The sequence below is a fragment of the Arthrobacter sp. Soil_N43 genome, assembly GCF_057655195.1.
This window is the reverse complement of record NZ_JBDGML010000032.1, coordinates 1-26,916: the sequence shown is the minus strand read 5'-3', so window position 1 is coordinate 26,916 and position 26,916 is coordinate 1. Positions and strand designations below refer to the sequence as shown.

At 66.9% G+C, this 26,916-nt stretch carries 23 protein-coding genes and 2 pseudogenes; 17 read left to right on the top strand and 8 right to left on the bottom strand.

Annotation, left to right across the window (positions count from 1 at the left end):
- Positions 1–529 precede the first annotated feature (529 nt).
- From AC3A3W_RS02000 to AC3A3W_RS01985, 4 genes are all read left to right on the top strand, one after another.
- Positions 530–1,252 (top strand): GntR family transcriptional regulator, encoded by a 723-nt coding sequence (locus AC3A3W_RS02000; protein ID WP_487440220.1) that lies wholly within the window; start codon positions 530–532, stop codon positions 1,250–1,252.
- 181 nt (positions 1,253–1,433) lie between these two features.
- Complete coding sequence (locus AC3A3W_RS01995; RefSeq protein WP_487440219.1) at positions 1,434–2,780, top strand: L-fuconate dehydratase; 1,347 nt, start codon at positions 1,434–1,436, stop codon at positions 2,778–2,780.
- Entirely contained in the window at positions 2,777–4,342 is a 1,566-nt protein-coding gene (locus tag AC3A3W_RS01990; protein ID WP_487440218.1) for an aldehyde dehydrogenase (NADP(+)), read from the top strand. Before AC3A3W_RS01995 ends, AC3A3W_RS01990 begins: the two co-directional genes overlap by 4 nt.
- 5 nt (positions 4,343–4,347) lie before the next feature.
- A complete protein-coding gene (locus tag AC3A3W_RS01985; protein WP_487440221.1) occupies positions 4,348–5,547 on the top strand; it encodes a fumarylacetoacetate hydrolase family protein in 1,200 nt (399 codons plus the stop codon).
- Here the strand turns inward: AC3A3W_RS01985 and AC3A3W_RS01980 are convergent.
- Positions 5,435–6,133 (bottom strand): hypothetical protein, encoded by a 699-nt coding sequence (locus tag AC3A3W_RS01980; RefSeq protein ID WP_487440217.1) that lies wholly within the window; start codon positions 6,131–6,133, stop codon positions 5,435–5,437. The genes AC3A3W_RS01985 and AC3A3W_RS01980 overlap by 113 nt on opposite strands.
- A 184-nt stretch (positions 6,134–6,317) precedes the next feature.
- On the opposite strand from AC3A3W_RS01980, the gene AC3A3W_RS01975 reads away from it, so the two are divergent.
- The 4 genes from AC3A3W_RS01975 to AC3A3W_RS01960 all read left to right on the top strand — a co-directional run bounded on the left by AC3A3W_RS01975 (position 6,318) and on the right by AC3A3W_RS01960 (position 10,076).
- On the top strand, positions 6,318–6,695 hold the full coding sequence (locus tag AC3A3W_RS01975) for a VOC family protein (protein ID WP_487440216.1): 378 nt from the start codon (positions 6,318–6,320) through the stop codon (positions 6,693–6,695).
- 42 nt (positions 6,696–6,737) lie between these two features.
- Positions 6,738–7,772 (top strand): PHP domain-containing protein, encoded by a 1,035-nt coding sequence (locus AC3A3W_RS01970; protein WP_487440215.1) that lies wholly within the window; start codon positions 6,738–6,740, stop codon positions 7,770–7,772.
- A 120-nt stretch (positions 7,773–7,892) separates the two neighbouring features.
- Entirely contained in the window at positions 7,893–9,272 is a 1,380-nt protein-coding gene (locus tag AC3A3W_RS01965) for an MFS transporter (protein ID WP_487440214.1), read from the top strand.
- Positions 9,273–9,299: 27 nt separating this feature from the next.
- Positions 9,300–10,076, top strand: a complete 777-nt coding sequence (locus AC3A3W_RS01960) for an SDR family NAD(P)-dependent oxidoreductase (protein ID WP_487440213.1) — start codon at positions 9,300–9,302, stop codon at positions 10,074–10,076.
- A 7-nt stretch (positions 10,077–10,083) separates the two neighbouring features.
- On the opposite strand, the gene AC3A3W_RS01955 is transcribed toward AC3A3W_RS01960, so the two are convergent.
- The 3 genes from AC3A3W_RS01955 to AC3A3W_RS01945 all read right to left on the bottom strand — a co-directional run bounded on the left by AC3A3W_RS01955 (position 10,084) and on the right by AC3A3W_RS01945 (position 13,615).
- Positions 10,084–10,386, bottom strand: a complete 303-nt coding sequence (locus AC3A3W_RS01955) for a DUF4193 domain-containing protein (RefSeq protein ID WP_487440212.1) — start codon at positions 10,384–10,386, stop codon at positions 10,084–10,086.
- Between the two features lie 173 nt (positions 10,387–10,559).
- Complete coding sequence (locus AC3A3W_RS01950; protein ID WP_487440211.1) at positions 10,560–12,851, bottom strand: fibronectin type III domain-containing protein; 2,292 nt, start codon at positions 12,849–12,851, stop codon at positions 10,560–10,562.
- Between the two features lie 365 nt (positions 12,852–13,216).
- Positions 13,217–13,615 (bottom strand): DUF5997 family protein, encoded by a 399-nt coding sequence (locus tag AC3A3W_RS01945; protein ID WP_487440210.1) that lies wholly within the window; start codon positions 13,613–13,615, stop codon positions 13,217–13,219.
- 90 nt (positions 13,616–13,705) lie between these two features.
- On the opposite strand from AC3A3W_RS01945, the gene AC3A3W_RS01940 reads away from it, so the two are divergent.
- Positions 13,706–14,443, top strand: coding sequence for a LysR family transcriptional regulator substrate-binding protein (locus AC3A3W_RS01940; RefSeq protein ID WP_487440209.1), 738 nt, complete (start codon positions 13,706–13,708; stop codon positions 14,441–14,443).
- A gap of 40 nt (positions 14,444–14,483) precedes the next feature.
- On the opposite strand, the gene AC3A3W_RS01935 is transcribed toward AC3A3W_RS01940, so the two are convergent.
- On the bottom strand, positions 14,484–15,422 hold the full coding sequence (locus AC3A3W_RS01935; protein WP_487440208.1) for a 5'-3' exonuclease: 939 nt from the start codon (positions 15,420–15,422) through the stop codon (positions 14,484–14,486).
- Positions 15,423–15,609: 187 nt separating this feature from the next.
- Between AC3A3W_RS01935 and AC3A3W_RS01930 the strand changes: the two genes are divergently transcribed.
- From AC3A3W_RS01930 to AC3A3W_RS01905, 6 genes and pseudogenes are all read left to right on the top strand, one after another.
- Positions 15,610–17,055 (top strand): GntP family permease, encoded by a 1,446-nt coding sequence (locus AC3A3W_RS01930; RefSeq protein ID WP_487440207.1) that lies wholly within the window; start codon positions 15,610–15,612, stop codon positions 17,053–17,055.
- Between the two features lie 51 nt (positions 17,056–17,106).
- Positions 17,107–18,357 (top strand): CaiB/BaiF CoA transferase family protein, encoded by a 1,251-nt coding sequence (locus tag AC3A3W_RS01925; RefSeq protein WP_487440206.1) that lies wholly within the window; start codon positions 17,107–17,109, stop codon positions 18,355–18,357.
- Complete coding sequence (locus AC3A3W_RS01920; RefSeq protein WP_487440205.1) at positions 18,354–19,346, top strand: beta/alpha barrel domain-containing protein; 993 nt, start codon at positions 18,354–18,356, stop codon at positions 19,344–19,346. The genes AC3A3W_RS01925 and AC3A3W_RS01920 overlap by 4 nt, the downstream gene beginning before the upstream one ends.
- Positions 19,347–19,348: 2 nt before the next feature.
- Positions 19,349–20,338 carry a 2-hydroxyacid dehydrogenase gene (locus AC3A3W_RS01915; RefSeq protein WP_487440204.1) on the top strand — a complete coding sequence of 330 codons (990 nt, stop codon included), beginning with the start codon at positions 19,349–19,351 and terminating at the stop codon, positions 20,336–20,338.
- Positions 20,335–20,433, top strand: a complete 99-nt coding sequence (locus AC3A3W_RS01910; protein WP_487440203.1) for a glycerate kinase — start codon at positions 20,335–20,337, stop codon at positions 20,431–20,433. Before AC3A3W_RS01915 ends, AC3A3W_RS01910 begins: the two co-directional genes overlap by 4 nt.
- Before the next feature lie 31 nt (positions 20,434–20,464).
- A pseudogene (locus tag AC3A3W_RS01905) lies at positions 20,465–20,983 on the top strand (glycerate kinase); the annotation flags it as partial.
- 170 nt (positions 20,984–21,153) lie between these two features.
- Here AC3A3W_RS01905 and AC3A3W_RS01900 read toward each other — a convergent pair.
- Both AC3A3W_RS01900 and AC3A3W_RS01895 read right to left on the bottom strand, forming a co-directional pair.
- On the bottom strand, positions 21,154–21,945 hold the full coding sequence (locus AC3A3W_RS01900; RefSeq protein ID WP_487440202.1) for an IclR family transcriptional regulator: 792 nt from the start codon (positions 21,943–21,945) through the stop codon (positions 21,154–21,156).
- Between the two features lie 78 nt (positions 21,946–22,023).
- Positions 22,024–23,352, bottom strand: a complete 1,329-nt coding sequence (locus tag AC3A3W_RS01895; RefSeq protein ID WP_487440201.1) for an MFS transporter — start codon at positions 23,350–23,352, stop codon at positions 22,024–22,026.
- A 229-nt stretch (positions 23,353–23,581) separates the two neighbouring features.
- On the opposite strand from AC3A3W_RS01895, the gene AC3A3W_RS01890 reads away from it, so the two are divergent.
- Together AC3A3W_RS01890 and AC3A3W_RS01885 are read left to right on the top strand one after the other, a co-directional pair.
- A complete protein-coding gene (locus tag AC3A3W_RS01890) occupies positions 23,582–24,352 on the top strand; it encodes an IclR family transcriptional regulator domain-containing protein (protein ID WP_487440200.1) in 771 nt (256 codons plus the stop codon).
- A gap of 173 nt (positions 24,353–24,525) precedes the next feature.
- A complete protein-coding gene (locus tag AC3A3W_RS01885) occupies positions 24,526–26,682 on the top strand; it encodes an amylo-alpha-1,6-glucosidase (protein WP_487440199.1) in 2,157 nt (718 codons plus the stop codon).
- Positions 26,683–26,738: 56 nt separating this feature from the next.
- Here AC3A3W_RS01885 and AC3A3W_RS01880 read toward each other — a convergent pair.
- Positions 26,739–26,916: pseudogene (locus AC3A3W_RS01880) on the bottom strand (cytochrome P450); the annotation flags it as partial.

The window sequence follows — 26,916 nt, the reverse complement described above, 5'->3', positions numbered from 1 at the left end:
CCGGTAGCCGCGGAACTGCTTCTTGAAGGTCGGCCACTGCTCTTCTGAGATGCGGCCATCGAGCAGGCGACGCGTGGTGGGATCAATGTCGAAGTTGATGAGAGTGCCGTAGATATCAAAAGAGATGTACTTCGGCCGGAGATTAGTCGGAGCCATGATGAGTCCCTTCAAGGGTTGTGTTAGGAGATTGGGCCTTGGGGTTGTCAGCCATCTGTCAGTGAGTGCTACGGCTGACCGTTTTTGATTCTCTATGAATCTAAATGCGCATCTGCCGATTGTCAACAATCTTCTTTGCTTGTTCCCAGGAAGGCTCAAGCTAATGGACCGCAAAGAATGGCGCCTCCCCGCCTTCACCGCTACCGGCTGCACCTATTGATCTCGGTTCAACCCGTCACGCCCCATCCCTAAGTCAAGGAGCCGTGCTCAAACTTGACGCCTATAGGAGCATCTTCGTCGCGCGCTCCGGCGTGCGCCGTGGCTTATGATTCCCCCAGCGAATCCGTCCGATCCGAAACCAAGAGGTATGTGCGTGCCCCCGCGTCAATCGTCCGACATTCCCCGCGGCAAAGTTGCCGTCACCGACGTGTATGCCTCCATGCGCGCCTCCATCCTGGAAGGCGAAATTGCGCCAGGAACCCGGATCAATATCGACGCCGTGGCCCGCAGCCTCGGGGTTTCCCAGACTCCTGTCCGGGAGGTGTTGCAGCGGCTTGAGGGCGACAACCTTGTGGTCTACAACCCCGGCCGCGGGTACAGCACCACCCCGCTGCTGGGCCTGCCGGAACTGCGTTCGCTGTTTGAGTTCCGCCTCCTGGTGGAACCCTGGGCCGCCCGCGCGGCGGCCGTGGACCGGCTGGCCAACCCGGCGGCTGCGTTGGAGAGGGAGCTGGCCAGCTTCCGGGACACCATGAAGGCGGCCAAGGACCTGCGGCAGGACCTCGTGGCGCACGACACCCGATTTCACGACACCATCCTGGCCGCCTCCGGTAACCCCGTGGTCCGCCATGCCTTCGCGCAGACGCACTGCCACCTTCACACCTTCCGGCTCTACCCGGCCGATGTGGACGGCGCCATCACCGTGGCGGAGCATTCGGCCGTCCGCGAGGCCATTGAGGCGTGCGATCCGGAGCAGGCCGAGGCCGCCATGACCATGCACATCCGCAACTCCTTCGACAGGTTCGCCCAGGCCTTCGCCGGAGAGCTCGCTCCGCTGGAGGACGCGAGTCCGCCCCGGAAGCGGATCATCAAATAGGCAACGCCCCGACAGTCCAGAAAGCCCCGGCCCCAAGGCCGGGGCTTTTTCGTGCCCCAAAGAGCCCTCGTAGCACGCGGATGGAGCCCTGGACTTGATCTGGATCACAATCCCTATATGATTATTGAAATTCATATAGGAAATCACCCCCCTTTCAGCACTTCACCGAGAGAAGAGATCCATGCCTTCCATCATTTCCATCACGACCCAGGACGTCCGGTTCCCCACGTCCCTGGAGCTCGACGGTTCCGACGCGGTCAACGTCGACCCCGACTACTCCGCCGCCTACGTCGTCATCCGCACCGACGCGGGCGACGAAGGCCACGGCTTCGTGTTCAGCTGCGGCCGGGGCAACGAAATCCTGACGGCCGCGATCGATGCCTACGCCGGGCTGCTCCTCGGCCGGGACATCGACGAACTGATTTATGACCTGGGCGGCGCATCTACGCGCCTGATCCACGACTCCCAGCTGCGCTGGCTCGGACCGGAGAAGGGCGTGACGCAGATGGCGTGCGGCGCCCTGGTCAGCGCCCTGTGGGACATCCGAGCACGCCGCGAGGACAAGCCGCTCTGGCTCCTGCTCAGCGAGATGTCCCCAGAGGAGCTCGTGGCCGCGGTCGACTTCACACACATCCGCGATGCGCTCAGCCCCGAGGAAGCATTGGAGATTCTGCGGGCAGGTGAAGAGGGCAAGGCAGCCCGCATCGCCGAGCTCAAGGCGGATGGGTTTCCCGCCTACACCACCTCGCCGGGCTGGCTGGGCTACAGCGACGAGAAGCTGGTCCGCCTGAGCAAGGAAGCGGCCGCCGACGGCTTCTCGATGATCAAACTCAAGGTGGGCGGCGACATCAACGACGACCGCCGCCGCATGGCGCTGGCCCGCGAAGCCGTGGGCGACCTGCCCATCGCGATCGACGCCAACCAGCGATGGGAAGTATCCGAAGCCGTCGAGTGGGTCAACCAGCTCTCGGAGTTCAACCCCTACTGGATTGAGGAGCCCACCAGCACCGACGACATCCTGGGCCACGCCGAGATCCGCAAGGGCGTTTCGCCGGTACGCGTGGCCACCGGTGAGGCCGTCGCCAGCCGCATCGTCTTCAAGCAACTCCTCCAGGCCGGCGCCATCGACGTCCTCCAGCTCGATTCCACCCGTGTGGGCGGCGTCAATGAGAACATCGCCAACCTCCTGCTCGCGGCCAAGTTCGGCGTGCCGGTCTGCCCGCATGCCGGAGGCGTGGGCCTCTGCGAACTGGTCCAGCACTTCTCCTTCTTCGACTACGCCGCAGTCAGCCGCAGCCAGGAAGGCCGCATGATCGAATACGTCGACCACCTGCACGAGCACTTCGCCGAACCGGTGAAGATCGTCAACGGGCGCTACGCAGCACCGGCCCTTCCCGGCACGGGTGCCGAGATGTTCAGTGCCTCGCGCACCCGCTGGGAATTCCCCGGCGGCGCGGGTTGGCAGGAAGTCGGCAGCCGCGCCGCCGTCACCGGCGGCTCCCTGGCCTCCGCGGGGGCCGGACGATGACCGCGGCCACCGGGAACGCCGTCCGGGAGGCGGCCGCCGCAGGGATCCGGGAGGCGGAACTCACCACTGTCGGGCAGCTTAACGCGGCCGTCGAACAGGCCCAGGCAGCCTTCGAACGGGGGCGCCATGCGGATCCGGACGAGCGCGCCGGCTGGCTTGAGGCCGTTGCCGCGGGCCTGGAACAGGACGCCGGCGCACTGGTGGAGATCGCCGGCCGGGAGACGCATCTGGCCACGCTGCGGCTGGAGGGCGAGCTGAAGCGCACCGTCTTCCAGCTCCGGCTCTTCGCGACGGAAATCCGCCTTGGGGAGCATTTCGACGCCACGATCGACCATGCCGATCCGGACTGGGGCATGGGGCCGCGACCTGATCTGCGGCGCTACAACGTTCCGCTGGGCGTCGTCGGTGTCTTCGGCGCCTCCAACTTCCCTTTCGCCTTCAGCGTGATGGGCGGCGACAGCGCATCGGCCCTGGCCGCCGGCTGCGCCGTCGTGCACAAGGCACATGATGCCCACCGCGGGCTCGCTGCCCGCACCGCCGAAACGGTGACCTCCGCGTTGGAAGCCGCCGGGGCGCCGTCGGGCCTTTTCGCCATGGTCACCGGCCGACGGGCCGGCGAAGCGCTGGTGGACCACCCGCTGGTGAAGGCCATCGGCTTCACGGGCTCGACGGCGGGCGGCCGCGCGTTGTCCGACCGCGCCGCCGCTCGGCCGGAGCCCATCCCCTTCTTCGGGGAACTGGGCGGCATCAACGCCGTTTTCGTCACCCGGAAGGCCTGGGCGGCGCGGCGCGACGAGATCCTTGCCGGCTATGCCGGCTCGTTCACCTTGGGGATGGGCCAGTTCTGCACCAAGCCCGGGCTGCTGTTTGTCCCTGGCGGGCATGCCTCGGAAGCGGGCGGGCAGCTGGCGGACGCGCTCGCGGACGTCACGCCTTCACGCCTCCTCAGCGAGAGGCTGCACGGCGGCTACACCGATGCGGCCCGCCGGCTCCGGGACACCGACGGCGTGGATGTCCTGGTCGAGGGTGACTTCACTGAGGCTCCGGCCCCGACCGTTCTGCGCACCACGGCAGCGGAAGCCCGGAAAAACCCGGACGTCCTGCGGCAGGAGATGTTCGGCCCGGCGAGCCTCGTGGTCGAATACGACGACGAGTCGGAGCTGGCTGCCTTGGCTGAACTGCTGGAGGGACAGCTGACCACCACGCTGCAGGCTGAGGAGGACGACGACGTTGCCGGGCTCACCGCCCGGCTGACCGACATCAGCGGCCGGGTCCTCTGGAACGGCTGGCCCACGGGCGTCACCGTCAGCTACGCCCAGCACCACGGCGGCCCCTACCCGGCGACGACGTCGGCCACCACTTCGGTGGGAACCGCCGCCATCCGCCGCTTCCTGCGGCCGGTGGCCTTCCAGACATTTCCCGCGTCCCGGCTGCCCGAACCGCTGCAGGACGGCAATCCGTGGGGCGTCCCGCAAAGGGTCGACGGCGTCTGGCGGCGCCCGTCTCCGGGCACGCGCAGCAGCGCCAACGCTGACGCCGCCAGCGAGGAGGGCCGGCTGTGAGCGGCGTGTCTGAGGCGGCAGCCTCCGTCCTCCCGGAAGACGCAGGGCAGGCCCTGCTCGTCGGGCGCATCTGGGACGTCGACAGCGGAGGCCCGCGGGTGGTGGCGGTCAGTGGCGAAGCCGTGTTCGACCTGCACCGCCTGGCCGGCACCGTTTCGGAGCTGCTCGAGCTGCCGGACGCTGCACAGACTGTCCGGACGGCGCTGCTGGACCCGGACCTGGGCGAACCCCGGTGGGCGACGTCCGACGTCGTCAGCGCATCGCTGGCGGGGGACACCACGCGCCCGCACCTGCTGGCGCCGGTTGACCTGCAGGTCATCAAGGCCTGCGGCGTGACCTTCGTGGACAGCATGATCGAGCGCGTGATCGAGGAGCGGTGCGCGGGCGACGCCGGGAGGGCCGCGGACATGCGCGAGGTGGTCGGCCAGGCACTTGGCGGAAGCATCGGCGACATCCGTCCCGGCTCTCCGGAAGCCGCCGAGGCCAAGCGGGTCCTGATCGCCGAAGGGCTGTGGTCGCAGTACCTGGAGGTGGGCATCGGCCCCGACCCCGAGGTGTTCACCAAGGCCCCTGTGCTGTCCTCAGTGGGGCTCGGCTCGGGCATCGGCATTCCCTCCTTTTCCTCGTGGAACAACCCCGAGCCCGAGTTGGTGCTGATCGTCACCTCACGGGGGCACGTGGTGGGGGCGACGCTCGGTAACGACGTCAACCTCCGCGACGTGGAAGGCCGCAGCGCACTGCTGCTGGGCAAGGCGAAGGACAACAATGCCTCGAGTGCGCTGGGTCCGCTGATCCGCTTGTTCGACGGTGACTTCACCCTGGACACCCTGAGGGAGGAGGAGATTCTGCTGCGCGTGGACGGGCCGGACGGCTACCGGCTCGAAGGCCGCAACAGCGTGGCGCGGATCAGCCGGCCGTTCGAGGAGCTGGTGGCGGCTACGCACGGCAGGCACCACCAGTATCCCGACGGCTTTGCCTTGTTCACCGGGACGCTGTTTGCGCCGACGCAGGACCGCGATGAACCCGGGCAGGGCTTCACACACCGGTTCGGCGACGTGGTGACCATCCGCAGCCGCCACCTGGGTGCCCTGGTCAACCGTGTAGGCGCCTCGGAGGAACTGCCGGAATGGACCTTCGGGCTGCGGCAGCTCTTCGGGTACCTTGCGGCGCAGCGGCCCCAGCCTGCGGAATCTCCCGGGCGGTAGCCTCTCCGCAGGCTGCTCCCGCCGCGGCTTCAGCGCAGCGCAGTGCCACCTCGAGTCGGTCAACGGCCTGCAGGTAGCCGGGTGCGCCCAGCGTCCTCAGCACCTCCGCCTCCCGCATCGCCTCCACGAACTCCGCGGTTTCCGGGCGGCGCACGTCCGACATGTCCGGAAAATCGATGGCCAGCGCGGGGTCCAGTTCGTAGCGCTGCCAGCGCTGCAGGACAGCGTCGTGAAGGTGGGCCGCTGCCATCAGGGCGGGCCGTTCCTCCCGCAGGCGGCGCCGGGACGAATACCAGCCCAAAACCCGGGGGCCGCTGCGGTATGCGGCAACGCCGCTGACACAGGCCGCCGCCGCCAGCGCCAGTCCGGCTGGAGGCGACGCCACCGCCGGGATGAGGAGTGCCGGAAGGATCACGGCTGCGCCCCAGAAAAGGTCCCAGAAAAGCGGGTCTGAGGGGTCGCCGTCGGCGTTTCCTGCATGATGCCGGACAGCGACGGCGGTGCAGGCGACGGCGGCCACGAGCACGGCGCCCCAGAGGACAAGCGGCAGCGTCCACAGGGGGACGGCTTCGGTTACGGCGGGCACTCCACCACCTCCAAGCAGCGGGGCCCGGCGAATCGGGCTCCACTTCAATTCCAGCCGCTCAGGCGCCGCCGGTCAATGGTCCGCCGGCCGGCGGCGCCCGCGGACCAGCCAGCGCGCTCTTCGGCAGGGGACTGGCCGGCGGAAACGGTTTGCAGCTGGCGGCCTCCGGCGTAGCGTTGGCGGCATGCGACTCAAAATGTGCAGCATCCACGTCCAGGACCCGCAGGCAGCGCACTCGTTCTATACGCAGACCCTTGGCTTCGAGACGCTCATGGCCATGCCCGAGCACAACCTCTTTATCGTGAAGGATCCCGGTGACGCCGGCAGCGTGGGGCTGCTGCTGGAGCCGAGCGACCACCCGGTGGCCGCAGCGTACATGAAGGGACTGCACGACGCCGGGCTCCCGGCAATCGTGTTCGGCGTTCCGGATGTGCGGGCCGAGTACCAGCGCCTCACCGACGCCGGAGTCCGGTTTCAAGGTGAACCGTCGGAGGATCCATCCGGGACCTCGGCCGTGTTCGATGACGGCTGCGGCAACTACATCCAGCTGCACCAGGACTGACGGCTGCCGCCTGTCTGCCGGACCGGCCCGCGGAGGAACTGAATGGATGCCGTAGACGCCCTGAATGAGATCGCATTCTGGCTGGAACGCAGCGCCGCGCCCACGTTCAAGGTGCAGGCGTTCCGGAAGGCTGCCGGCGTCATTGCAGACCTCGCCGCCGATGATCTGGCGGAGCGTGCCCGGGACGGCAGGCTGAAACGGACCAAGGGCATCGGGGACACCACGTTCCAGGTCATCCGGCAGGCGGTTGAGGGTGCCGTGCCCGACTATCTGGACAAGCTCAGGCAGGGCGGCGCGAAACCCCTCGCGGCAGGCGGCAACGGACTGCGCTCCCAGCTCCGGGGCGATCTGCACAGCCACAGCAACTGGTCCGACGGCGGGTCGCCCATTGACCTCATGGCGGATGCCGCCCGTTACCTGGGCCGCGAATACCTCGCCCTGACGGACCATTCGCCGAACCTCAAGATCGCCAACGGACTGAGCGCCGAGCGCCTCAGCGACCAGCTTGAGGCCGTGGCCGCGGTCAACGCGGCCCACACCAGCCAGGACGGCGCGGAGTTCCGCCTGCTGTCCGGGATCGAGGTGGACATCCTGGAGAACGGGGAGCTGGATCAGGCCCCCGACATGCTGGAGCGGCTCGACGTCGTGGTGGCAAGCGTGCACTCAAAGCTCCGCTCGGACCGGCGCACCATGACGGACAGGATGCTCAGCGGCATCCGGGACCCGCACACCAACGTGCTGGGGCACTGCACGGGCCGCCTGCTGCAGGGTTCCCGGGGGACCCGGCCGGAGTCAGAATTCGACGCCGAACGGGTCTTCGCCGCGTGCGCGGAGGCCGGCGTCGCCGTCGAAATCAATTCCCGTCCCGAGCGGCAGGATCCCCCTGACAACCTTATGCAGCTGGCGCTGGATGCCGGGTGCCTGTTCAGCATCGACAGCGACGCACACGCTCCCGGCCAGCTGGACTTCCTGCAGTACGGCGCCGAGCGGGCCGAACGGAACGGCGTGCCGGCAGAGCGGATCATCACCACATGGCCATTGGAGCGCCTGCTGGAGTGGCTGGCAACAGGGCGCTGACGTGCTGATATGGCGGAAACGCAGTTGGTAAGCATGGTGACTATTACGTTGCAGAGTGGTAAACCTTAACTGTTCCGCCCAGGAACCCCGCCGAGCATTTTTCCCACAGCGAGGTGCACCATGTCTTCCATGAACCCTGCGAACCAACTGGATGAGCTTGGCCAGAGAACGCTGCGGCGGGTACGCGGCCGCCTCATGCCGCTGATTGTCCTGCTGTACTTCATCGCTTATCTGGACCGGAACAATGTCGGCTTTGCCAAGCTGACCATGAGCGAGGACATCGGCCTCAGTGCCGCCGCCTATGGACTCGGTGCCGGCATCTTCTTCCTCGGCTATGCGTTGCTGGAGATCCCCAGCAACGCGGGCATGTACAAGTTCGGTGCGCGGAAGTGGATCGCCCGCATCCTGATCTCGTGGGGCATCTTCGCCACAGCCATGGCCCTGGTCAACGGGGAAGTCACCTTCTACATTATCCGGTTCCTGCTGGGTGCCGCCGAAGCAGGCTTCTTCCCGGCCATGCTGTTCTACCTCACCCTGTGGTTCCCTGCCGCGCAGCGTGTCACCGTGCTGGGCATCTTTATCCTGGCCCAGCCGATCTCCAACGCCCTGGGCGCCCCGGTTTCCGGCCTGCTCCTGCAGATGGATGGCATCTGGGGCCTGCAGGGCTGGCAGTGGCTGTACATCATTGAGGGCATCCCCGCCATTATCCTTGGCCTGCTCTCGCCGGTCCTTCTGACCGATCGCCCCAGCCACGCCCACTGGCTGGCCGCCGATGAGCGTGAATGGCTGACCAGGACCATGGATGAGGAACTGGCGCACAAGCAGAAGGGCCAGCCGCACCACTTCCTCGCCGGCCTGAAGGACTCGCGCACCATCGCCTACTCGGCGCTGTACTTCGGCCTGGTGTGCGGCATCTACGGCCTGGGTCTCTGGATGCCGACCATTGTCGCGGCATTGGGCAAGTTCACTACCACGGAGGTCGGCTTTATTGTCGCCATCCCGTACACGATCGCCGCCGTCTTCGTGTATTTCTGGGGCCGGCGCTCCGACCGCACGGGCAACCGGGTCATGCATGCCAGCATCAGCATGGTGATGGCGGCCGTCGGCCTCCTCGCCGCCGGATTCCTGGTGCAGGTCAATGCGGTCCTGGCCCTGGTGGCCCTGACGCTGGCGGCCATGGGCATCTACTCCGCCATTGCGCCGTTCCTGGCAATGCCCTCGACCGCGCTGGTGGGCGCGGCGGCGGCAGCCGGCCTGGCCATGGTGAACTCGCTGGGCAATCTCGGCGGCTTCGTGGCCCCTTACGCCGTGGGCCTGTTCAATGACGCCACGGGCGACAACCGCTCCGGCCTCGTGTTCCTGGCGGCCTGCCTCGCCATCACCTCGGTGGCCACGTTCCTCTACGCGCGCAAGCGTCCGGAGGGCCACGTGAAGCCCGGTACTCCTGCCACGGTCGGTGAGGAAGCTGTTGCCGCCGACGAGTTCGACATCAAGAGCTGACAACCAAGCGACGAGGGGCTGAGGAACATGGTTCACCACGAAACGTTCCCGGCCGAGCGGACTGCGGTGCTGACCGGCGCCGCGTCTCCGCGCGGCATCGGACGGGCGACGGCGGAAATGCTCGCCAGCGCCGGCTGGTCGGTTGCGATCCTGGATGTCGACGGCGACGCGGCCAGGAAAGCGGCAGAGGAAATTGCCGCCGTCTACGGCGTCCAGGCGGTCGGGGTGGGCGCGGACGTCTCCGACCAGGCCGCCGTCAACGCCGCCATCGACGAAGTCGAGTCCAGCCTGCCGCCGATCGTTGGCCTGGCCAACCTGGCGGGCATCAGTTCACCCACGGAGTTCATGGACGAGACTCTTGAGGCTTGGGAGCGGGTCTTCAAGATCAACATGACCGGCACGTTCCTGGTCACGCAGCGCGTCCTCAGGGGCATGATCGACCGCAGGCTTGGCAGGATCGTCAGCGTGTCTTCCATCTCCGCCCAGCGCGGAGGCGGCACTTATTCAAAGGTGGCGTACAGCGCCTCGAAGGCGGCCATTATCGGCTTCACCCGGGCGCTGGCCCGGGAGATGGGCCAGCACGGCATCACCGTCAACTGCGTGGCACCCGGCCCCGTCGATACGGACATCATGGGCGGAACGCTGACGGATGAGCGCAAGGCCGCCATGTCCGCGGATATCCTGGTGGGCCGGGTGGGCACCGTGCGGGACATCGCCGCGCTGATGGTGTTCCTGATGGGCGAGGATGCCGGCTACATCACGGCGGCCACCTACGACATCAACGGTGGGCTGCAGATTTCCTGACGGCCGTTTATCCCTCGCACTCCGAGCAGTACTTGTTTCCGTTCTTTTCCCGTGCGAGCTGGCTGCGGTGGTGGACCAGGAAACAGGACATGCAGGTGAACTCGTCATCCTGCACGGGGATGACCTGGATGAGCAGCTCTTCGTGGGAGAGGTCGGCGCCGGGGAGGTCGATGCCTTCCGCGGTGTCCGCTTCTTCGACGTCCAGCAGCGCGGTCTGTGATCCGCCGCGCTGGGACTGCATCGCTTCGAGCGATTCGGTCCCGGGCTGTTCGTCCTGGCTGACGCGAGGTGCGTCGTAGTCGGTTGCCATATGGGTTTCACTCCTTCTCATGAGGGCCGGGATGGCACTCAATCGCAGGCATCAACTCTACTGGTCCGCGAAGTATTCCCGCGGCTGCTGCTGGCGGAATTTTCGGAAAAAACGGAGTCCGGTGGTTCCCCGCTGAGTGCGGGGAACCACCGGACCCGTGTAGTGGACTGGTGCTACCTGTTGGTTACCAGGATGGGCCCGGCAGTCCCTCCCACCGTGGACTCCACGTAGATGGAGCCTGGGTTGGTGGTGCCGGCGGCGGCGTTACGCAGCCGGAGGCTGAATTCGCCTCCCGTGGCTGGTGCAGCGGCCGCCGTGACGGCCACCTGTCCGAGCAACCTGCCGGTGGGGCCGCCCACCCGGACCGTCACCGTGGCGCCAATGACAGAGCCGGTGCCGGATATCCGGAAGTCGCCGCTCTTCCACTGCGCGCTGCTGACCGTCACCCGGTCCGGCACGGGCGTCACCCTGACCTCATCCGTCTTCACCGTGCCGCCGGCCCTGACCGTGAGCCGGAACGTGAGCGGGCTGTTGGTCATCGGGTACTTGAAGACCGGCAGGCTGAACGTCGGCTTCAGGGTGGTGGCGCCGGCAAGGGCCACCGGGTTCGGATCTGTGCTTCCCGTAAGGACCTGCTCCCACAGGTAGGTGGCGCCGGCGGTGGTGGTGGAGCCGGTGCCGTCCAGGCTCACGGTGGTGGCCGTGGTCCGGCGGGCGACCGCCTGGTCCGGACCGGCCTTGGCCACGATGTCGCCTTCAGCGGTCATGTTCGCGCTCTTGGCGGATTCCGTGCCCCAGCCGTTGACGTTCTTGGCCTTCACCGTGAAATGGTACACGGTGTCGGCGGCCAGCCCGTCATAGGTGAACGTGGTGGCGGTGCCGGCGGACCGTGCTGCACCGAACGCGGCTCCATCCAAGGTGTAGGCCTGCACGGAGTATTCGCTGATGCTCAGGCCCTCCGCGCCCGGATTCGGGGCGTTCCAGGACAGCGTCGCGGTGCCCTTGCCGGCCACGGCGGTCGGGGCGGCCGGTGCTGCCGGAACAGGATCGTTGGTGATGGTGAAGGTTGCCTCGTTGATCTGCGAGACGTTGCCGGAAGGATCGAATGCCGCAAAGCGCAGCGTCGTCGTGGTGGTGATGTTCAGGGGTCCTTCGTAGCGAATGGCTTTATCCCCGAGGCCGCCGCCCGAGACAACCGGATCAGTACCGTCAACGGTGTAGTAGATGTCGCTGCCCGTCTCGCTGGCGGCCAAGGTGACGGTCTGCGGGACAGGCGACGTCAGGCCATTGGGTGATGCCGTGACGGTCGGCGCGGTGCTGTCCGTCTGCGGCACGGCGTGCGCTGCCGGGAATGTTTCGCCCACGCTGCTCACACCCACGACGAACACGTCGTACTCCTCCCCGGACTTGAGCCCGGTGATCGTGGTTCCCGTGGCTTCCGCTCCGGAGATCCGCTTGCCGATTTCCACTTTCTCGTTGAGGGCCTCGGTCTTGCCCACGGCTACGGCGCGGTAGCCGGTGATGGCCGGCGTTCCCGGAATGGCAACTGCGGGCTTCCAGTTCAGCTTGATGCCTCCGGCCACATTGGCCGCCGTGATGTTGGAAGGGGCAGCAGGGCCGGACTGCAGCGGTCCGTTGGGGCAGCCGCCCATTCCGGGGCCGCCGGGTTCGCCGTACTCGGAGATGGTCAGGCCCTGGCGGTTGCCGTCGACGTCTGTCTGCTCCCATGCCATGGACCGTGCGCCGGCTGCGTTCGCGGCCAGTTCAGCCGCTGCCGGCTCATCGAAGACGTACGTGGCGGTGAAGGTGTTTCCCGAGATTTCCAGGCCGGACGAGTAGCCGCCCTTGTCCGAGGGCGTCAGGGGGCCGGGCAGGGCACGGACATCCCGGCGGCCCACCCCGGTGTCATTGAGGGCGGGCTCAATGATGCGCTGTTCCAGCTGGTCAGGACTGACTCCGTTCCCCAGATAGCCCCTGACTGTGACGGTGTTGCCGTTGCGCTCCGAGGCAGCGGTCACGTACGTGTCCTGGACCTTGGTTTCGCCGGCGGACGCCGATTCACCGTCAAACTTGATCGAGACCACGTCCCCGGGGCGGATGTCGGGAGTGACGTTCACGCCCGTGCCTGCGCCCCAGCAGACCCCGCCGGGGTGGTTGATTTCGAAGGCCACATCCCCTGCGGCGACCTCACTGCGGGCGGACCCGATGACTCCGACATTGGGCCGCGTGACCTCCACGGTTGCCGTTTGTCCCACCCGGTCCTGGTATCCCTCAATGGTCACGAAGTCCCGGTCGGGAAAGACCACGAGGTTGTCGGGAAAAGCGGGAACGGCGGCGCTGGCTGGTGAAATGGCCAGGATGGACGATGCGCAAACTACCGCTGAAACGGTGGCGACGATCCCTGCCCTTCGGGTGCCGGGCAGGAGAGATGCGTATGCACCCGGCTTGCACTGTGCTGGCTTCATGATGACCCCATCGACTTAGAGATGCGCAAGACCTTCGCGCACAACCAAAGATTTGGTGATCCGGGTTGTGGAAACGCTGTGCTTCTCGGGGCCTTCGAGGGCCGCCAACCACCGCATTGGCGGTGCCCATGGTCCCCCCGGGACGTGGGGGAGGGCGTGGCAAATCCGGCAGCCGGCTCTCGTTGCGACGTCCGGAATGTGGCGTGCTGCCGGTCTTTTTGGGGCCGGAACCCCGCGCGCCGCACGGAGCCCCCATCCCGGTGCACGCAGTCCCCTAGGGTGGGGGGATCAGCGTGCGGGAATTCTCCAAGGGCCGGGACGGGATCCGTGCTGCAGAATCAACGTTCAGCCCGGGTCAGCCCGTTTCAGTCCTGGCGGGCCTTCTTGGCGCTCTTCTTGGCAGCTTCATCCTTGACGCGCTGCGCCTCGGCGCGGACGGCTGCGTGCGTGGCGCGCTCGGTGACGAGCCACGCCGGGGGAGCCTGCAGCAGCGCGGTGATTTCCGCCGTCGTCAGCGCCTCGTCAACGCCGCCGCGGGCGAGGCCGCTGATGGAGACGTTCAGTTTCTGCGCCACCACCGGGCGGGGATGGGGGCCGTTGCGGCGCAGCTCGGCGAGCCACTCCGGCGGGTTGGCCTGGAGTTCGGCGAACTCGGCGCGGGTGATCGTTGAATCCTGGAACTCCTGGGGTGTTGCAGGCAGGTAGATGCCAAGTTTCTTGGCAACGGTGGCCGGCTTCATGGACTGGGAGTTAGCAGAGGTCATGCTTCAAGGGTATCCGGCTGCCGACGGGCAGCGCACCAAGGCAGGACGGGCACCGGCCGCCCACCGGCGCCACTGGCGTACTGTGAACGTGTGCCCGCCGAAGATGAATCCCCGTTTGCCCCCGCCGCCCCGGAACCTGAGCAGCGGCAGCTCCGCTTTGCCTACGTTGCCGGCGTCACACCGGGGAAGTGGATCCGACGCTGGGACGAGCGGATGCCCCACGTTCCGCTGCGCTCGTTCATGTCCGACGGCGGCACCCAGGTGTCGGTCCTGCGTGACGGATCCGCTGACCTCAGTTTCGTGCGCCTGCCCGTGGACCGCGAGGGCCTCAATGTCATCCCCCTGTATGAGGAACAGCCCGTGGTGGTGGCGCCCAAGGGGCATGAGATCTCCGTGTTCGAGGAGGTGGCCCTCGAGGACCTCGCACAGGAGACCTTCCTCGACGCCGACGAGCTTGGCGGACCCGAAGCCGCCATGCAGGTGGTGGCTTCCGGAGCCGGCCTGCTGGTCCTGCCGATGTCCGTGGCCCGGCACTTCAACGTCAAGGACACCGTGGCCCGCCGCCTCACCGGAGCGCCGGGCACCGAGATCGCCCTGGCCTGGCCCAGTGATGCCACGGACGAGGTGATCGAGGAGTTCATCGGCATTGTCCGCGGGCGCACCGCGCAGAGCTCCCGGCAGCCGTCCGCCAAGGTGGAAAAGCCCAAGAAGGAGCCGAAGCCGGACAGGCGCGGGACCGGAGCCAAGAAGCCCAAGGTTGCGCAGCGCTATGCCCCAAACCCGGACAAGGGCCGCGGCAAGGGCTCGCGGAAAAAAGGAAAGCGCTAAGCGTTCATCCCTGCCGGCTTGATCCTCACCGGTCCAGTCCTCACCGGCGCACGTCGAGCGCATCGAGGAGCCGTTTGACCGAACCGCCGAGGTTCCAGTCGCCGGCGAGGCGCTCGAGTTCCGTGCGCGATTCGCCGTCGACCGGGTGCAGCTGCGCGCCGGCCTCCTCGAGCGTCGGCAGCTCAAGGTCGCGGACGATCTTCACGACGGCGGGCGCCACCGTGAGATAGCCGGCGGCCGCCGCGAGCTTCGCCCGCACGGATGCGGACAGCGCGCTTCCTGAATCCGCCGCCGCCGCGAGCAGCCCGTCGAGCGTGCCGTACTCCAACAGCAGCGAGGCCGCGGTCTTCTCGCCGATGCCGGCCACGCCCGGCAGCCCGTCGGAGGCGTCCCCGCGGAGGGTCGCATAGTCGGCGTACTGCTGCGGCAGCACCCGGTACTTGCCGACGACCACCACGTCGGTGACGACTTCGAGGTTCCGCATGCCGCGCGCAGTGTAGATCACCCGCACCTGGCGGGCATCGTCGACGATCTGGAAGAGATCGCGGTCGCCCGTCACCACGTCAACCGGAAGGTCGGCGTGGCTGGCGTAGCTGCCCACGACGTCGTCGGCCTCATGCTCGGCGGCCCCCACGACCGCGATGCCGGCGAGGTCCAGCACCCGGCGGATCATCGGAATCTGCACCTCGAGCGCGTCCGGCACCACCTCCACATCGGGGGAACCAGCCACTAGCTCGGCGACCCGATGCGACTTATAGGTCGGGATGAGGTCCACGCGCCACTGAGGACGCCAATCGTCGTCCCAGCACGCCACGAGATGTGTCGCGCCGTAGTCCGTGGTGAGCCGGGCGATCATGTCGAGGAGGCCGCGCACGGCGTTCACCGGAGTGCCGTCGGCGCGGCGGATCGTGTCGGGCACGCCGTAGAAGGCGCGAAAGTACAGCGACGCGGTGTCCAGCAGCATCAGGCGGTCGGGCATACCTGATCCTGACACGGATACGCCCGCCGGCGGCGGACCGCCGGGACATTTTCACCAAGAAGATGGGCGCGACGGCTTGCATTATGAACTTAAACCCATAATATGGGATGAGTGAATGTGCCCTTCCTCACGGCACACATCTGTTCCCAGCCTTCAATGTGGAAGGCCCAACGATCGGATTCCCCCCATGTCAGACATAGCTGTCCTGATCAATACGGCCGTGGCGGTCCTAGCCGCCGTTGTGCTGATCGTCCGCTTCAGAGTCAATCCCGTCATCGCCCTGGTGATCAGTTCCATCTACCTCGGCCTCGCCGTGGGCCTTGGCGTCGAAGAGACCGTCAAGACCATCACGTCCGGTTTCGGCGAAATCATGGTGGACGTCGGCCTGCTCATCGCCTTCGGCGTCCTGATGGGCTCCATCCTTAACCAGAGCGGCGCCATCCGGCGCCTCGTGGAGCACTTGCTGAACACCTTCGGCCCCAAACGCCTTCCGTACACCATGGGCCTGGCCATCGGAACGGTCCTGCAGTCCATCTTCCTGGACGTCCTGCTCGTCATCTCGGCCCCGCTGGCGCGCAAACTGGCGCCCAAAATCGGCAAGCTCGGCACAGCGCGCATGGCCACGGCCATGGCCATCGCCCTCGAGTGCGGCATCGTTTTCACGGTTCCCGGTGTTGCATCCCTGGCGCTCGCGGGCCTGTTGAACGTGCCGCTTGGGAAAATGCTGCTGTTCGGCCTGCTGCTGGTCATCCCGACGATCATCATCTCCATTGCGATCATGACGTTCCTCTTCCGCCGCGGCTTCTGGAACGAAGCGAAAGATGAGGACCACACGTTCGTTGCGGAGGAGGACCGGGAAGGCGAAGAGGAAGAGCCCGACGGCGGTGTGGAGCCAGCAACCGCTTCATCCGGCCACACGCCGGGTTCCGGCGGCCCTGGGGCACAACTGGCCGGCGCGACGGTCGCCCTCGCCGAACGCGAACGGAAGCAGTTTCCGCTGATCGTGCTGTTTGCGCCGCTCCTGACCTCGCTGCTCCTCATCGGCGCCGGCGCCATCCTGCAGATTCTTAAGATCGACATGCCCTGGCTGCAGCTCCTGGGCGAGCCCGTCATTGCACTGCTCATCGGCCTGATCGGCACCTGCCTGGTCACCCGCTCCGCCATCGGACAGAAGCGTGTCGAGGAGGCCATTGCCGTGGGCTTCAAGGAGAGCGGACAGATCCTGATCCTCACCGGCGTGGGCGGCTCACTCGCCGCCACCGTTGCCGCAGCCGGTCTCGGCGACATCCTGGGCGGGTTCTTCTCCGCCAGCACCGTTGCCCCGCTCCTCGTAGTCTGGGCGATCGCGGCTGTGCTGCACATCGCCGTCGGCTCCGTCACGCTCTCCGCCATCACCGCCGCGGGACTGCTGGCTCCCATCGCCCCGGCCATCGGACTGGACCCTGTGCTGCTGGCCTTGGCGGCCGGCGCCGGATCGCTCTTCATGGTCCACGTCACCAGCAACACCTTCTGGCTGCTCCAGTCCCTGCTGGGGCAGAGCGTACGGGGTGCGCTGAAATCGGTGACCGTCGGCGTTTCGGTGGCGTCCGTCGTCGCGATTCTGCTGATCCTGCCCATGAGTCTGTTGTTCTGACCGGAACCGAAGTCCGTTCCCCGGCGTATGCCTACGAAAGAAGAAGAAACCATGACACAGCAACGAATCGCGCCGCTGGACGGCATCCGCGTCCTGGAGCTCGGAAACTACATCGCCGCGCCCACGGCAGGCAGGCTCCTTGCCGACTTCGGCGCCGAAGTCATCAAGGTTGAGCGGCCGGGCACCGGCGACGAGCTCCGCAACTGGCGCCTGCACAAGGGCGATACGTCCATGCTGTACCGCACCATCAACCGCAACAAGAAGTCCGTGGTGCTGGACTTGAGGACCGAGGCCGGCAGGCAGGCGGTGCTTGGGCTCGCCGCGAAATCCGACATCCTGCTGGAAAACTTCCGGCCAGGCACGCTGGAAAAGTGGGGGCTCGGCCCCGAAGTGCTCAACGAAGCCAATCCGGAACTCATCATCACCCGCGTTTCCGCCTTTGGGCAGACGGGCCCGCTGTCCGAGCGGCCCGGCTTTGCCGCCGTCGCCGAAGCCTACGGCGGGTTCCGGAACCTCGTGGGCGACCCGGACCGCGCACCGGTCCGGGTGGGCGTCTCCATCGGAGACTCGATCGCCGGCCTCTACGCCGCCTTCGGCTCCATGATGAGCCTCTACCAGAGGGAAGCACGACGCCGGGACGCGGCCGGCGCCGTGCCGCTCACCGAGCGCGTCATCGACGTCGCTCTCCACGAGGCGATGTTCTCCATGATGGAATCCCTCATCCCCGACTACCAGGCGTACGGCGTGGACCGGCAGCGCGTGGGCGGCCGGATGGAAGGGATAGCCCCTTCGAATGCGTACCTCTGCAGGGACGGCGCCAGCATCGTCGTGGCCGGCAACGGAGACTCGATCTACCAGCGCTACATGCAGACCATCGGACGCCCCGACCTGGCCGCGGATCCGTCGCTGCAGAGCAACGCCGGACGTTGGGAGCGGCGCGAGGAACTCGACCAGGCCATCGGGGCCTGGGCCCAAGGCCTGGACGCCGCGGACGCGCTCGAGGCCCTCGATGCCGCAGGCGTTCCCGCCGGCCCCATCTACACGGCGGCCGACATCAGCAGTGACAGCCAGTACGCGGCCCGCAACATGATCCAGAAATTCGATGTCTCAACCGGAGACGAGATCCTCCCTGGGGTGGGCTTCCCGGGCATCGTTCCGGTGATAGGTGATCAGTCGCTTCCCATCCGCAACCTCGGGCCGGACCTCGGCGAAAACACGGCAGAAATCCTCACCGGGCTCCTCGACATGAACCCCGCGGAAATCAGTGCGGCGTCAGGCCGCGAGGAGGCACTCCAGGCATGAACCACTCCCCAAACAACGTCGCGTCAACATTGGGCAGCACGATCCTCAGGGACGTCACCCTGCGGGACGGGCTCCAGCTCACCGGAAAAGTCCTGCCCACCGAGCGGAAAATCGAGACGGTCAGGGAACTGCTCCGGCTGGGGGTGCCCGCCATCGAACTGGGATCCATGGCACGCCCGGACCTGGTCCCCACCATGGCCAACACCCTGGACGTGGTCCGGGCCCTCACGCCCGAGGAACTGGAAAAGTGCTGGATCTGGGTGGCCACACCCGGCCACGTGGCCAAGGCCGCGGCCGCGGGCGCTCGGAACTTCCAGTACTGCCTGTCCGCGTCGGATTCGCACAACAGGGCGAACATCGGCCGCACCACCGAGGAAAGCCTCGCCGCGCTGCCCCAGGCCGTGGAGTATGCCAAGGCGGTTAACGGACAGATCCAGCTGTGTATCGCGACGTCGTTCACCTGTCCTTTCGAAGGCACCGTCCCCGAGGAACGTGTCCTCTCCATCGCCAACGACCCCCGCGCCGAGGGAACCATGGATATTGTCCTCTGCGATACGCTGGGCCAGGCCATCCCCGCCCAGGTGTCCGGGCTGGTTACCCGGGTCCGGGACGAGTCCCCGGCCCGGCGGATTGTCTACCATGGCCACGACACCTGGGGCCTGGGCGTGGCCAACACCCTCGCCGCCATCCAGGCAGGGGCCGCCATGGTGGACGGCGCCCTCGGCGGACTGGGCGGCTGCCCCTTTGCCCCCGGCGCCAGCGGCAACACCTCCAGCGAGGACATCCTTTTCGCCACACGACCCGACTGGCTGACCACCGATACCTTCGCCGAGCTCGTGATCCTCTCCGAAAAGCTGCTCGCCGAACTGGGCGAACCCAACCGCTCCAAGGCGGCACAGGGCGCCCGTTCCAAGGCCGAGGCCTTCGACTGGGTCATCCCGTCCGACAGCTCTGCTGCCGGCACGCCCTGCACCACCGGAGGCAAGTAGGCATGGGCAACAGTTTCCTGGTCACCACCGCGATCCCGGACCCGGGCCTGCAGCTGCTTTCCGACGCCGGCCGCGTCACCGTGCTGCCCGAGCCCCCGGACTACGGGACCCTCGCGGCGCTGTGCGCATCAGGCGAGTATGACGTCGTCCTCACCCAGCTGCGCGACGTCGTGGACGCGCCGCTCCTGGCGGACGCCCGGGTGAAAGGCGTGTCCAACTTCGCGGTCGGGTACAACAACATCGACGTGGACGCCGCCACCCGCCACGGCATCCTGGTGGGCAACACCCCGGGCGTGCTCACGGACGCGACGGCGGACATCGCCATGCTGCTCATCCTTGGCACCGCCCGCCGCGTGGTCGAGGCCGACCGGCTGGTCCGCGACGGCAAGTTCCTGGGCTGGGAGCCGGAACTGCTGCTGGGCCGGGACGTCTCAGGCGCCGTGCTGGGCCTGGCCGGGTTCGGCCGGATCGCCCGCGCCACCGCACGCCGCGCGCTGGGCTTCGGGATGGAGGTGCTGTTCTCTCCGCGGCCCCCGGGCGACCGGCCCGTCGGCGACCAGGAACTGGGCGAGTTCGCCGGCAAGGTCCGGCAGGTGCCCTGGAGCGAGCTCGTGGCACGCAGCGACTTCCTGTCCCTGCACGTGCCGCTGAATGACCAGACCCGCCATCTGGTCGACGCCGACGTGCTGGGGCGGATGAAACCGGATGCCATCCTGATCAACACCGCCCGCGGCCCCGTGGTGGATGAGTCCGCCCTCGTGGAGGCCCTGCGGAACGGGACCATCGCCGGTGCCGGCCTGGACGTGTTCGAGGACGAGCCGCGGCTCGCCGCGGGGCTGGCCGAACTGCCCAACACCGTGCTGCTGCCCCACGTGGGCAGCGCCACCGTCGCTGTCCGCAGCGAAATGGCCCGGCTCAGCGCGCTTAACGCCGTCGCCATTGCCGAAGGACGCACGCCGCCCCACCCGGTCAACCGCCTGGCCAGGGCATGACCGTCCTTGTCGCCCCGGACAGCTTCAAGGGGACGTTCCCGGCGGCGGAGGTCGCAGCTGCCATCGCCGCCGGTGTCCAGCAGCCGTCCGCGTGACCCGGTGTCGGCCAGTACCTACGGGACAGGGATGATGGTGGCCGCCGCGATAGATGCAGACGCCACGCACATCATGGTGGCGGCCGGCGGATCGGCCACCACCGACGGCGGAGCCGGGGCTGTCCAGGCGATTCATGACGGCGGCGGCCTCAGGGGCGCCCGGATTACCGTGCTGTCCGATGTCACCACCACCTTTCTGGATGCTCCGCGGGTTTTCGGGCCGCAGAAAGGGGCCGGCCCCGCCGAGATCGAGGTGCTGGAGCGGCGGCTCCGGCAGCTGGGCGGTTCGTATCCCCGCAATCCGGCCGGCGTGCCCCGCACTGGCGCAGCAGGCGGGGCTTTCCGGCGGACTGTGGGCCCACTTCAGCGCGGAGCTTGTCTCCGGGCCGGGGCCGTTCTGGATGCCGTGGACTTCGACCGGTGCCTGGCGTCCGCCGACGCCGCCGTCGTCGTCGGTGAGGGCCGGCTCGATTCTCAGACCGGCCAGGGCAAGATCGTCTCGGCCATCCTGGAACGGGTGCAGGAATCCGGGCGTCGCATCCCGGTGGTCGCGGTGGTGGGGTCCGTGGCCGAAGACCTTGGATCGTATGCAGGGAACTTCACCGAGATCATCGTGGCGTCAGACTCCGCGGCGATGTTTGCGGCGGGACGGTCGGTTGCCGGTTATTCCGCCTCCCGGCCCGGGCGGCACCGACGGGCGCGGCGGTTTCCTGGCGGGTGTTACGCCTCGCCAGGAAACCGGCCGCCGATCAGTCTCGTCATGTGCTCCGCCGTGGCGAGAAGCGGCTCCACCCAGGCCTCACAGGTCTCCAGCGGCATCCGCAAGGTGGGCCCGCTGATGGTCACGGCCCCGACCAGCCCCGCCGCGGAATCGAAGACCGGGGCGGAGAGGCCGGACGCTCCGTCTTCACGCTCACCCACCGTGATCGCGAACCCGTCGGTCCGGGTCTTCTTCACCACGGTCTCCAAATCTTCAGAGGTGGTAATGGTGGATTCGGTGATCGGCTCCAAGGGATCCCGCAGGACGGCATCCATGAGTTCCGGATCCCAGGCCAGCAAGACCCGTCCTGCAGAACCGGCGTGCAGCGGCAGCACCTTGCCAAGATGCATCTCGCGGCGGAGCGCATGGCGGGTATCCGCCATGGCCACACACACCCGGTAATGCTGCTCCGCCTTGAAGAAGCAGGCGGTCTCGCCGGTGATGTCCCGGAGCGTTTTGAGCAAGGGGCTGAGGATGTCGATGACCTCCATGCCGCGCGTGGCAGGAGCCGCCCAGTACGCCATCCGCATCCCGATGCGGTACGCATCCTCCTCCCGGTCCAGGAAGCCCTGGGAGGTCAGGTTGGTGACGAGCCGTTGGACGGTGGACGTTGGCATGCCGGTGAACTCCCGGATGTCGCTCAGCGACAGCACCGGCCTGGAGAGCGAGAAAGCATCCAGGATCGATGTTATTTTTCCGAGGACAAGCAAAGGGTTGCTGCTGGACTTCGCTGATGCATCGGCCGCCGACATAGGACTCACGCTAGACGGTGGGGGTATTCCGGTCCAATCCTTCTCTCCGGCTCTCCACGATCCTGACCTTGCACGTTGCTATGGAACCGGGTTGCCCAGTTCCCGAAGGGGCGTCTTGGATGTTTCCCGGGCCCACAAAGCGCCGGCCACCGCCAGCACCGAGGAGGCCGCGACGATCCAGGCCGCGGGTGCCCAGTTGGCCTTTTCGGCGCCGACGAGGGCCGTCCCGAGCAGCGGCGTGAAGCCTGCGCAGAGGATGCCGATCTGCAGGCCGATGGCCATCCCGGAGTAGCGCACCTTGACGTTGAAGAGCTCGGAGAACCACGCCGGGTAGATGGCGTTGGACATCGAGTAAGTGCCCGCGGTGATCAGGGTGCTGGTCAGGAAGATCATCGCGACATCGCCGGTGGAGATGACCGAGAAGTACACGAAAATCATGGCGCCTGAGCCCAGGACACCGGTAATAAAGACAGGGCGGCGGCCGAACCGGTCCGAGAGCCGGGCGAACAGCGGCTGGGAGCCAATGGCGATGATATTGCCCACGATGCTGACCCACAGCATCGTGGAGGCCGGAACACCGACGGAGACGGCATAGGCCAGGCCGAAGGACTGCATGAAGGTGTTGGTCACGGTTTCGAAGGACATCAGGGCGACCTGGAAGAACTGGGCCGGATGGGTCTTGAACATCTTGGCGAAGGGAAGCTTTACCAGTTCGCCGTGATCGTGCTTTTCCTCGAAGACTTCCGGTTCATCCAGTGAGCGGCGCACCATGTAGGCCACGATGAGCACCACCAGGGAGAGCCAGAACGGGATCCGCCAGCCCCAGGACAGCCGGTCGGCTTCGCCCATGGCGGCGACGGGGAGGAAGGCGAGGGAGGCCAGGACGATGCCGGCCGAGATGCCGCTCATGGCGAAGCTGGCGAAGAAGCCGCGGCGGCCCTCGGGCGCTTCTTCAGTTGAAAGGGCCGATGCGCCGGCGGTCTCAGCCCCCGCGGACAGGCCCTGCATCAGGCGAAGGACCACCAGCAGCGCCGGCGCCCAGTAGCCGGCGGAGTTGAAGTCCGGCAGGACGCCGATCAGGAAGGTTGCCGAGCCCATCAGCACCAGCGTGAGCACCAGGGTGTTTTTCCTGCCGATCTTGTCGCCCAGGTGACCGAACACCACGGCGCCGAACGGGCGGGCAACGTACGCGACGCCGAAGGTGGCAAAGGAGGCCAGCAGGGCAATGGTCGGGTCGCCGGAGGGGAAGAAGATCCTGGAGAAGATCAGCGACGCCGCGGTGGCGTAAATGAAGAAGTCGTAGTACTCCAGCGCGCCGCCAAGGAAGGCTGCGAGGGCGGCCTTCTTGGCGCGTTTGAGTTTGCGTTCTGCCACTGAAGCCGTGGGGGTTGCTGCAAGGTTTGTCATGAGGAGGGTCCTTCCACACTGAAAGACGGTGCTTCTGAGGGATCAATTTTCTTTGCTTGTGCGTATAGCGAACATATGTGCGGTATGCGACTATGAAAAGCATACTCCCTCGTGAGCTGACTCACAATCGGTTGTTCCTCCCGCGCTGGATACTATGGATCAGCAAGCCTGGACCGCCTGCCGTGGCGCGCAGCGGAGCAGGGGCACAGTCTCAGGAGGCACGACGTCCATGGCGGACAACGCGGCGTATTATGTGAAATCGGTTGAGAAGACCTTTGACGTCCTCCGCGCCTTCGACCCCGACCACCCCCGGCTGACGGTGTCCCAGATTGCCTCCCGCTCCGACATGACCCGGGCCTCCGCGCGGCGGTTCCTCCTCACGTTGACGGATCTGGGCTACCTGCGCGCCGACGGGCCCCTCTTCGAGCTGACCCCGCGCTCCTTGGAGATCGGCAGTTCCTATCTGGCCAACCTCGCCCTGCCCCGGATCGCAGAGCGCCACCTCAAATCCCTGGCAGCGGACCTCAACGAGACCACCTCCCTCTGCATCCTCGACGGACAGGATGTGGTTTACGTGGCCTGCGTACCCTCGCCGCGCCTGTTCAGTGTCTCCATCAGCGTAGGCACCCGGTTCCCGGCCTGGGCCACGTCCATGGGACGCGTTCTGCTCGCGGCACTCCCGGAACCTGCACTGGACAGCTACCTCGCGGGAGTAAATTTGGAGCGCTTCACCGAGCATTCCGTGGGGAGCCTGGACAAACTCCGGAATGAAGTGGACCTGGCCCGCAGCCGGGGATGGGCCATGGTCTCCCAGGAGCTTGAGGACGGTCTCCGCGGGGTGGCAGTTCCCGTTGCGAGCGGTGGAGTCACTGTAGCCGCGGTCAACGTGTCACTCCAGACCCACCGCGCGCCGGCGGACACCATCGAAAAGACCGTGGTCCCCCAACTGCAGGAGGCGGCCCACCAAATAGGCCTGGACTACGGCGGCCGCCCGTCCTAACGGCCGGGAGTGAATCCACCTTGGCCGCTGCCGTAGAAGCCTCGTCCACCGGCCTATGGCATGATCTGCCACAGAGGGGTACCGTCGATTGAGCAGGTGGCTGGCAGGTTGACCGGGTTGCGCGCGGCGCCGCCCTGTCAGGCCGGTAAGGTCAGCCTTTCGGAGGAGCCAGGATGACCGGATGGAATGCTGACACCGCTGCCGGGCCATTGGGGCCTGGCTCCGTCACCTTGGTGGAGGGCTCGTCCTTCTGCATCTCCTCGGCGAACGGTGACATCCATGCGGAATACCCGCACGGGGTTTTCTATGAGGACACGCGCATCCTGTCTGGCTGGCATCTGACGGTTAATGGAGCCCCACTGGAGCCGCTGGCGGCCAAAACCAAGGAACCGTATAGGGGCCTGTTTGCCGGCCGCGTCCCCCGACCGTACGGGCACGCGGACAGCCCGCTGATTGTCGAACGCCTCCGCGAGGTGGGCGCCGGAATCCTGGAGCAGATCACCGTCAGAAACTACGCCCCGGCCCCGGCCGAATGCGTGCTCTCCCTCAGAGTCGACGCGGATTTCGCTGATCTCTTCGAGGTGAAGGAGGCGCGCATCCTGCGGCGCTGGACTGAGTCCCGCCGGGCGGAAGGCGACGCGCTGACCATCCGGGCCGTCTGGCAGGACATTCGGAAAGGCGTCGTCGTGTCAGCCAGCGGCGCAGATGCCTCACTCGACGCCCTGACGTACCGCGTCACAGTCCCACCGCACGGGCAATGGAGCGCAACCGTGAGTGCGGTGCCGACCGCAGGCCTGACCGGCACCGCGGCGCCTTTTGTTCGTCTCGACGCCGGCGCTGTATCTCCGCGCGACCTGCGCAGGCAGCAGTGGGTTTCGAAGATTCCGGTGCTGCGCATGGGCAACCGCTCCATCGAGCGGACGCTTCGGCGCAGCTACGACGACCTGGGCGCACTTCGCATTGAGGACCCGGACCACCCGGACCGGATCGTCGTGGCCGCCGGTGCACCATGGTTCATGGCGCTGTTCGGGCGGGACTCACTGTGGGCCTCCCTCATGGCGCTGCCGGTGGATCCGTCCCTGGCCTTCGGAACCATCCAGACGCTTGCCGATCGCCAGGGCCGCGTCGTGGATGAGATGAGTGAGGAGGAACCGGGAAAGATCCTGCACGAAGTCAGGCTCGATGTCTCCAGCGGGCTCGCTTTGGGCGGCAAATCCGCCTATTACGGCAGCGTCGACGCTACGCCACTGTTCGTGGCTTTGTTCGGGGAAGTCAGCCGCTGGGGATTCGCGCCACAAGCCGTCTCGGCCCTGCTGCCGCACGTTGACCGGGCGCTGGCCTGGATCCGGGACTACGGCGACAAGGACGGCGACGGCTTCGTCGAGTACCAGCGACTCAATGACCAAGGGCTGATCAACCAGGGCTGGAAGGACTCCTGGGACGGCATCAACTTTGCAGACGGCACCTTGGCCGAGCCGCCGATCGCACTCTGCGAAGTCCAGGCCTACGTCTACAGCGCCTATCTGGCCCGCTCCTGGATAGCCTATGACGCCGGTGACATGGTCCTGGCGGCTGAGTACGGGGACCGCGCGGCACGGCTGAAGAGGGAGTTCAACGACCGGTTCTGGTTGCCCGACCGCGGCTACTACGCCGTCGCCCTGGACGGAAAGAAGCGGCCTGTCGACGCATGCGCGTCCAACATGGGGCAATGCCTGTTGTTTGGCATCGTCGATGAGGACAAGGCCCCGCTGGTCGCGGAGCGGCTGATGTCTCCCGAGATGTTCAGCGGCTGGGGCGTGCGGACTTTGGCGAGTGACATGGGCGCCTACAACCCCGCGAGCTACCACAACGGCTCAGTGTGGCCGCACGATAATGCGATCATCACGGCCGGACTCCTGCGCTACGGCTTCGTCGAGCAGGCGCAGAGGATCTCCACGGCCCTGTTGGAAGCGGCCGAGTACTCAGAGGGGCGGCTGCCCGAACTGTTCTGCGGCTTCAGCCGGGAGCACTTCGACGAACCCGTGCCGTATCCCACGGCCTGCTCACCACAGGCCTGGGCCGCCACCACCCCCATCATGCTGGTCAAGAGCCTGATGGGCTACTACGCCGACGTTGCCCGCGGCGGTCTCTGGATGGATCCGGTGCTCCCGGAATCCTACGGCGACCTGCACATCACCAACGCCCCCATGGCCAACGGCCGGATCACTATCGACATCTCGGGTGCGACGGCGACCATCCAAGGCCTGCCCGAGGGCATACTGTTCCACCACGGAAAGCGGCCATGGGCGGCCGACCTCGTGGAACAAGCCAGACAGCGCGGGAAGGCCTAACCGAGGTTCGTGGCCACATCGGCAAAATAGGCCAAGCGGGCCAGCCGCCGGGCAATTCAGCCCGGGCGGTCCGCTACCGTGACAGTCCGGGGCGCCTGGAAGGACAGCAGCCGGATCCATTCCGGTTCCCGGTCCCGAAGCTGGACCCCGGGCAGGGCGGTGGCGGGCTCCTGGACTATGACGGAAGCCTCGAGTCCCGCCAGCTTTGCCCCGAGGCACCGGTGGATGCCAGAT

Bases quoted from the DNA above. Each gene is read 5' to 3' on its own strand.
- AC3A3W_RS01965 (WP_487440214.1), top strand. From the start codon at position 7,893: ATGTCTTCCATGAACCCTGCGAACCAACTGGATGAGCTTGGCCAGAGA.
- AC3A3W_RS01960 (WP_487440213.1), top strand. From the start codon at position 9,300: ATGGTTCACCACGAAACGTTCCCGGCCGAGCGGACTGCGGTGCTGACC.
- AC3A3W_RS01920 (WP_487440205.1), top strand. From the start codon at position 18,354: ATGAACCACTCCCCAAACAACGTCGCGTCAACATTGGGCAGCACGATC.
- AC3A3W_RS01910 (WP_487440203.1), top strand. From the start codon at position 20,335: ATGACCGTCCTTGTCGCCCCGGACAGCTTCAAGGGGACGTTCCCGGCG.
- AC3A3W_RS01895 (WP_487440201.1), bottom strand. From the start codon at position 23,352: ATGACAAACCTTGCAGCAACCCCCACGGCTTCAGTGGCAGAACGCAAA.
- AC3A3W_RS01990 (WP_487440218.1), top strand. From the start codon at position 2,777: ATGACCGCGGCCACCGGGAACGCCGTCCGGGAGGCGGCCGCCGCAGGG.
- AC3A3W_RS01890 (WP_487440200.1), top strand. From the start codon at position 23,582: ATGGCGGACAACGCGGCGTATTATGTGAAATCGGTTGAGAAGACCTTT.
- AC3A3W_RS01955 (WP_487440212.1), bottom strand. From the start codon at position 10,386: ATGGCAACCGACTACGACGCACCTCGCGTCAGCCAGGACGAACAGCCC.
- AC3A3W_RS01885 (WP_487440199.1), top strand. From the start codon at position 24,526: ATGACCGGATGGAATGCTGACACCGCTGCCGGGCCATTGGGGCCTGGC.
- AC3A3W_RS01925 (WP_487440206.1), top strand. From the start codon at position 17,107: ATGACACAGCAACGAATCGCGCCGCTGGACGGCATCCGCGTCCTGGAG.
- AC3A3W_RS01945 (WP_487440210.1), bottom strand. From the start codon at position 13,615: ATGACCTCTGCTAACTCCCAGTCCATGAAGCCGGCCACCGTTGCCAAG.
- AC3A3W_RS01915 (WP_487440204.1), top strand. From the start codon at position 19,349: ATGGGCAACAGTTTCCTGGTCACCACCGCGATCCCGGACCCGGGCCTG.
- AC3A3W_RS01970 (WP_487440215.1), top strand. From the start codon at position 6,738: ATGGATGCCGTAGACGCCCTGAATGAGATCGCATTCTGGCTGGAACGC.
- AC3A3W_RS01900 (WP_487440202.1), bottom strand. From the start codon at position 21,945: ATGTCGGCGGCCGATGCATCAGCGAAGTCCAGCAGCAACCCTTTGCTT.
- AC3A3W_RS01995 (WP_487440219.1), top strand. From the start codon at position 1,434: ATGCCTTCCATCATTTCCATCACGACCCAGGACGTCCGGTTCCCCACG.
- AC3A3W_RS01975 (WP_487440216.1), top strand. From the start codon at position 6,318: ATGCGACTCAAAATGTGCAGCATCCACGTCCAGGACCCGCAGGCAGCG.
- AC3A3W_RS01935 (WP_487440208.1), bottom strand. From the start codon at position 15,422: ATGCCCGACCGCCTGATGCTGCTGGACACCGCGTCGCTGTACTTTCGC.
- AC3A3W_RS01950 (WP_487440211.1), bottom strand. From the start codon at position 12,851: ATGAAGCCAGCACAGTGCAAGCCGGGTGCATACGCATCTCTCCTGCCC.
- AC3A3W_RS01930 (WP_487440207.1), top strand. From the start codon at position 15,610: ATGTCAGACATAGCTGTCCTGATCAATACGGCCGTGGCGGTCCTAGCC.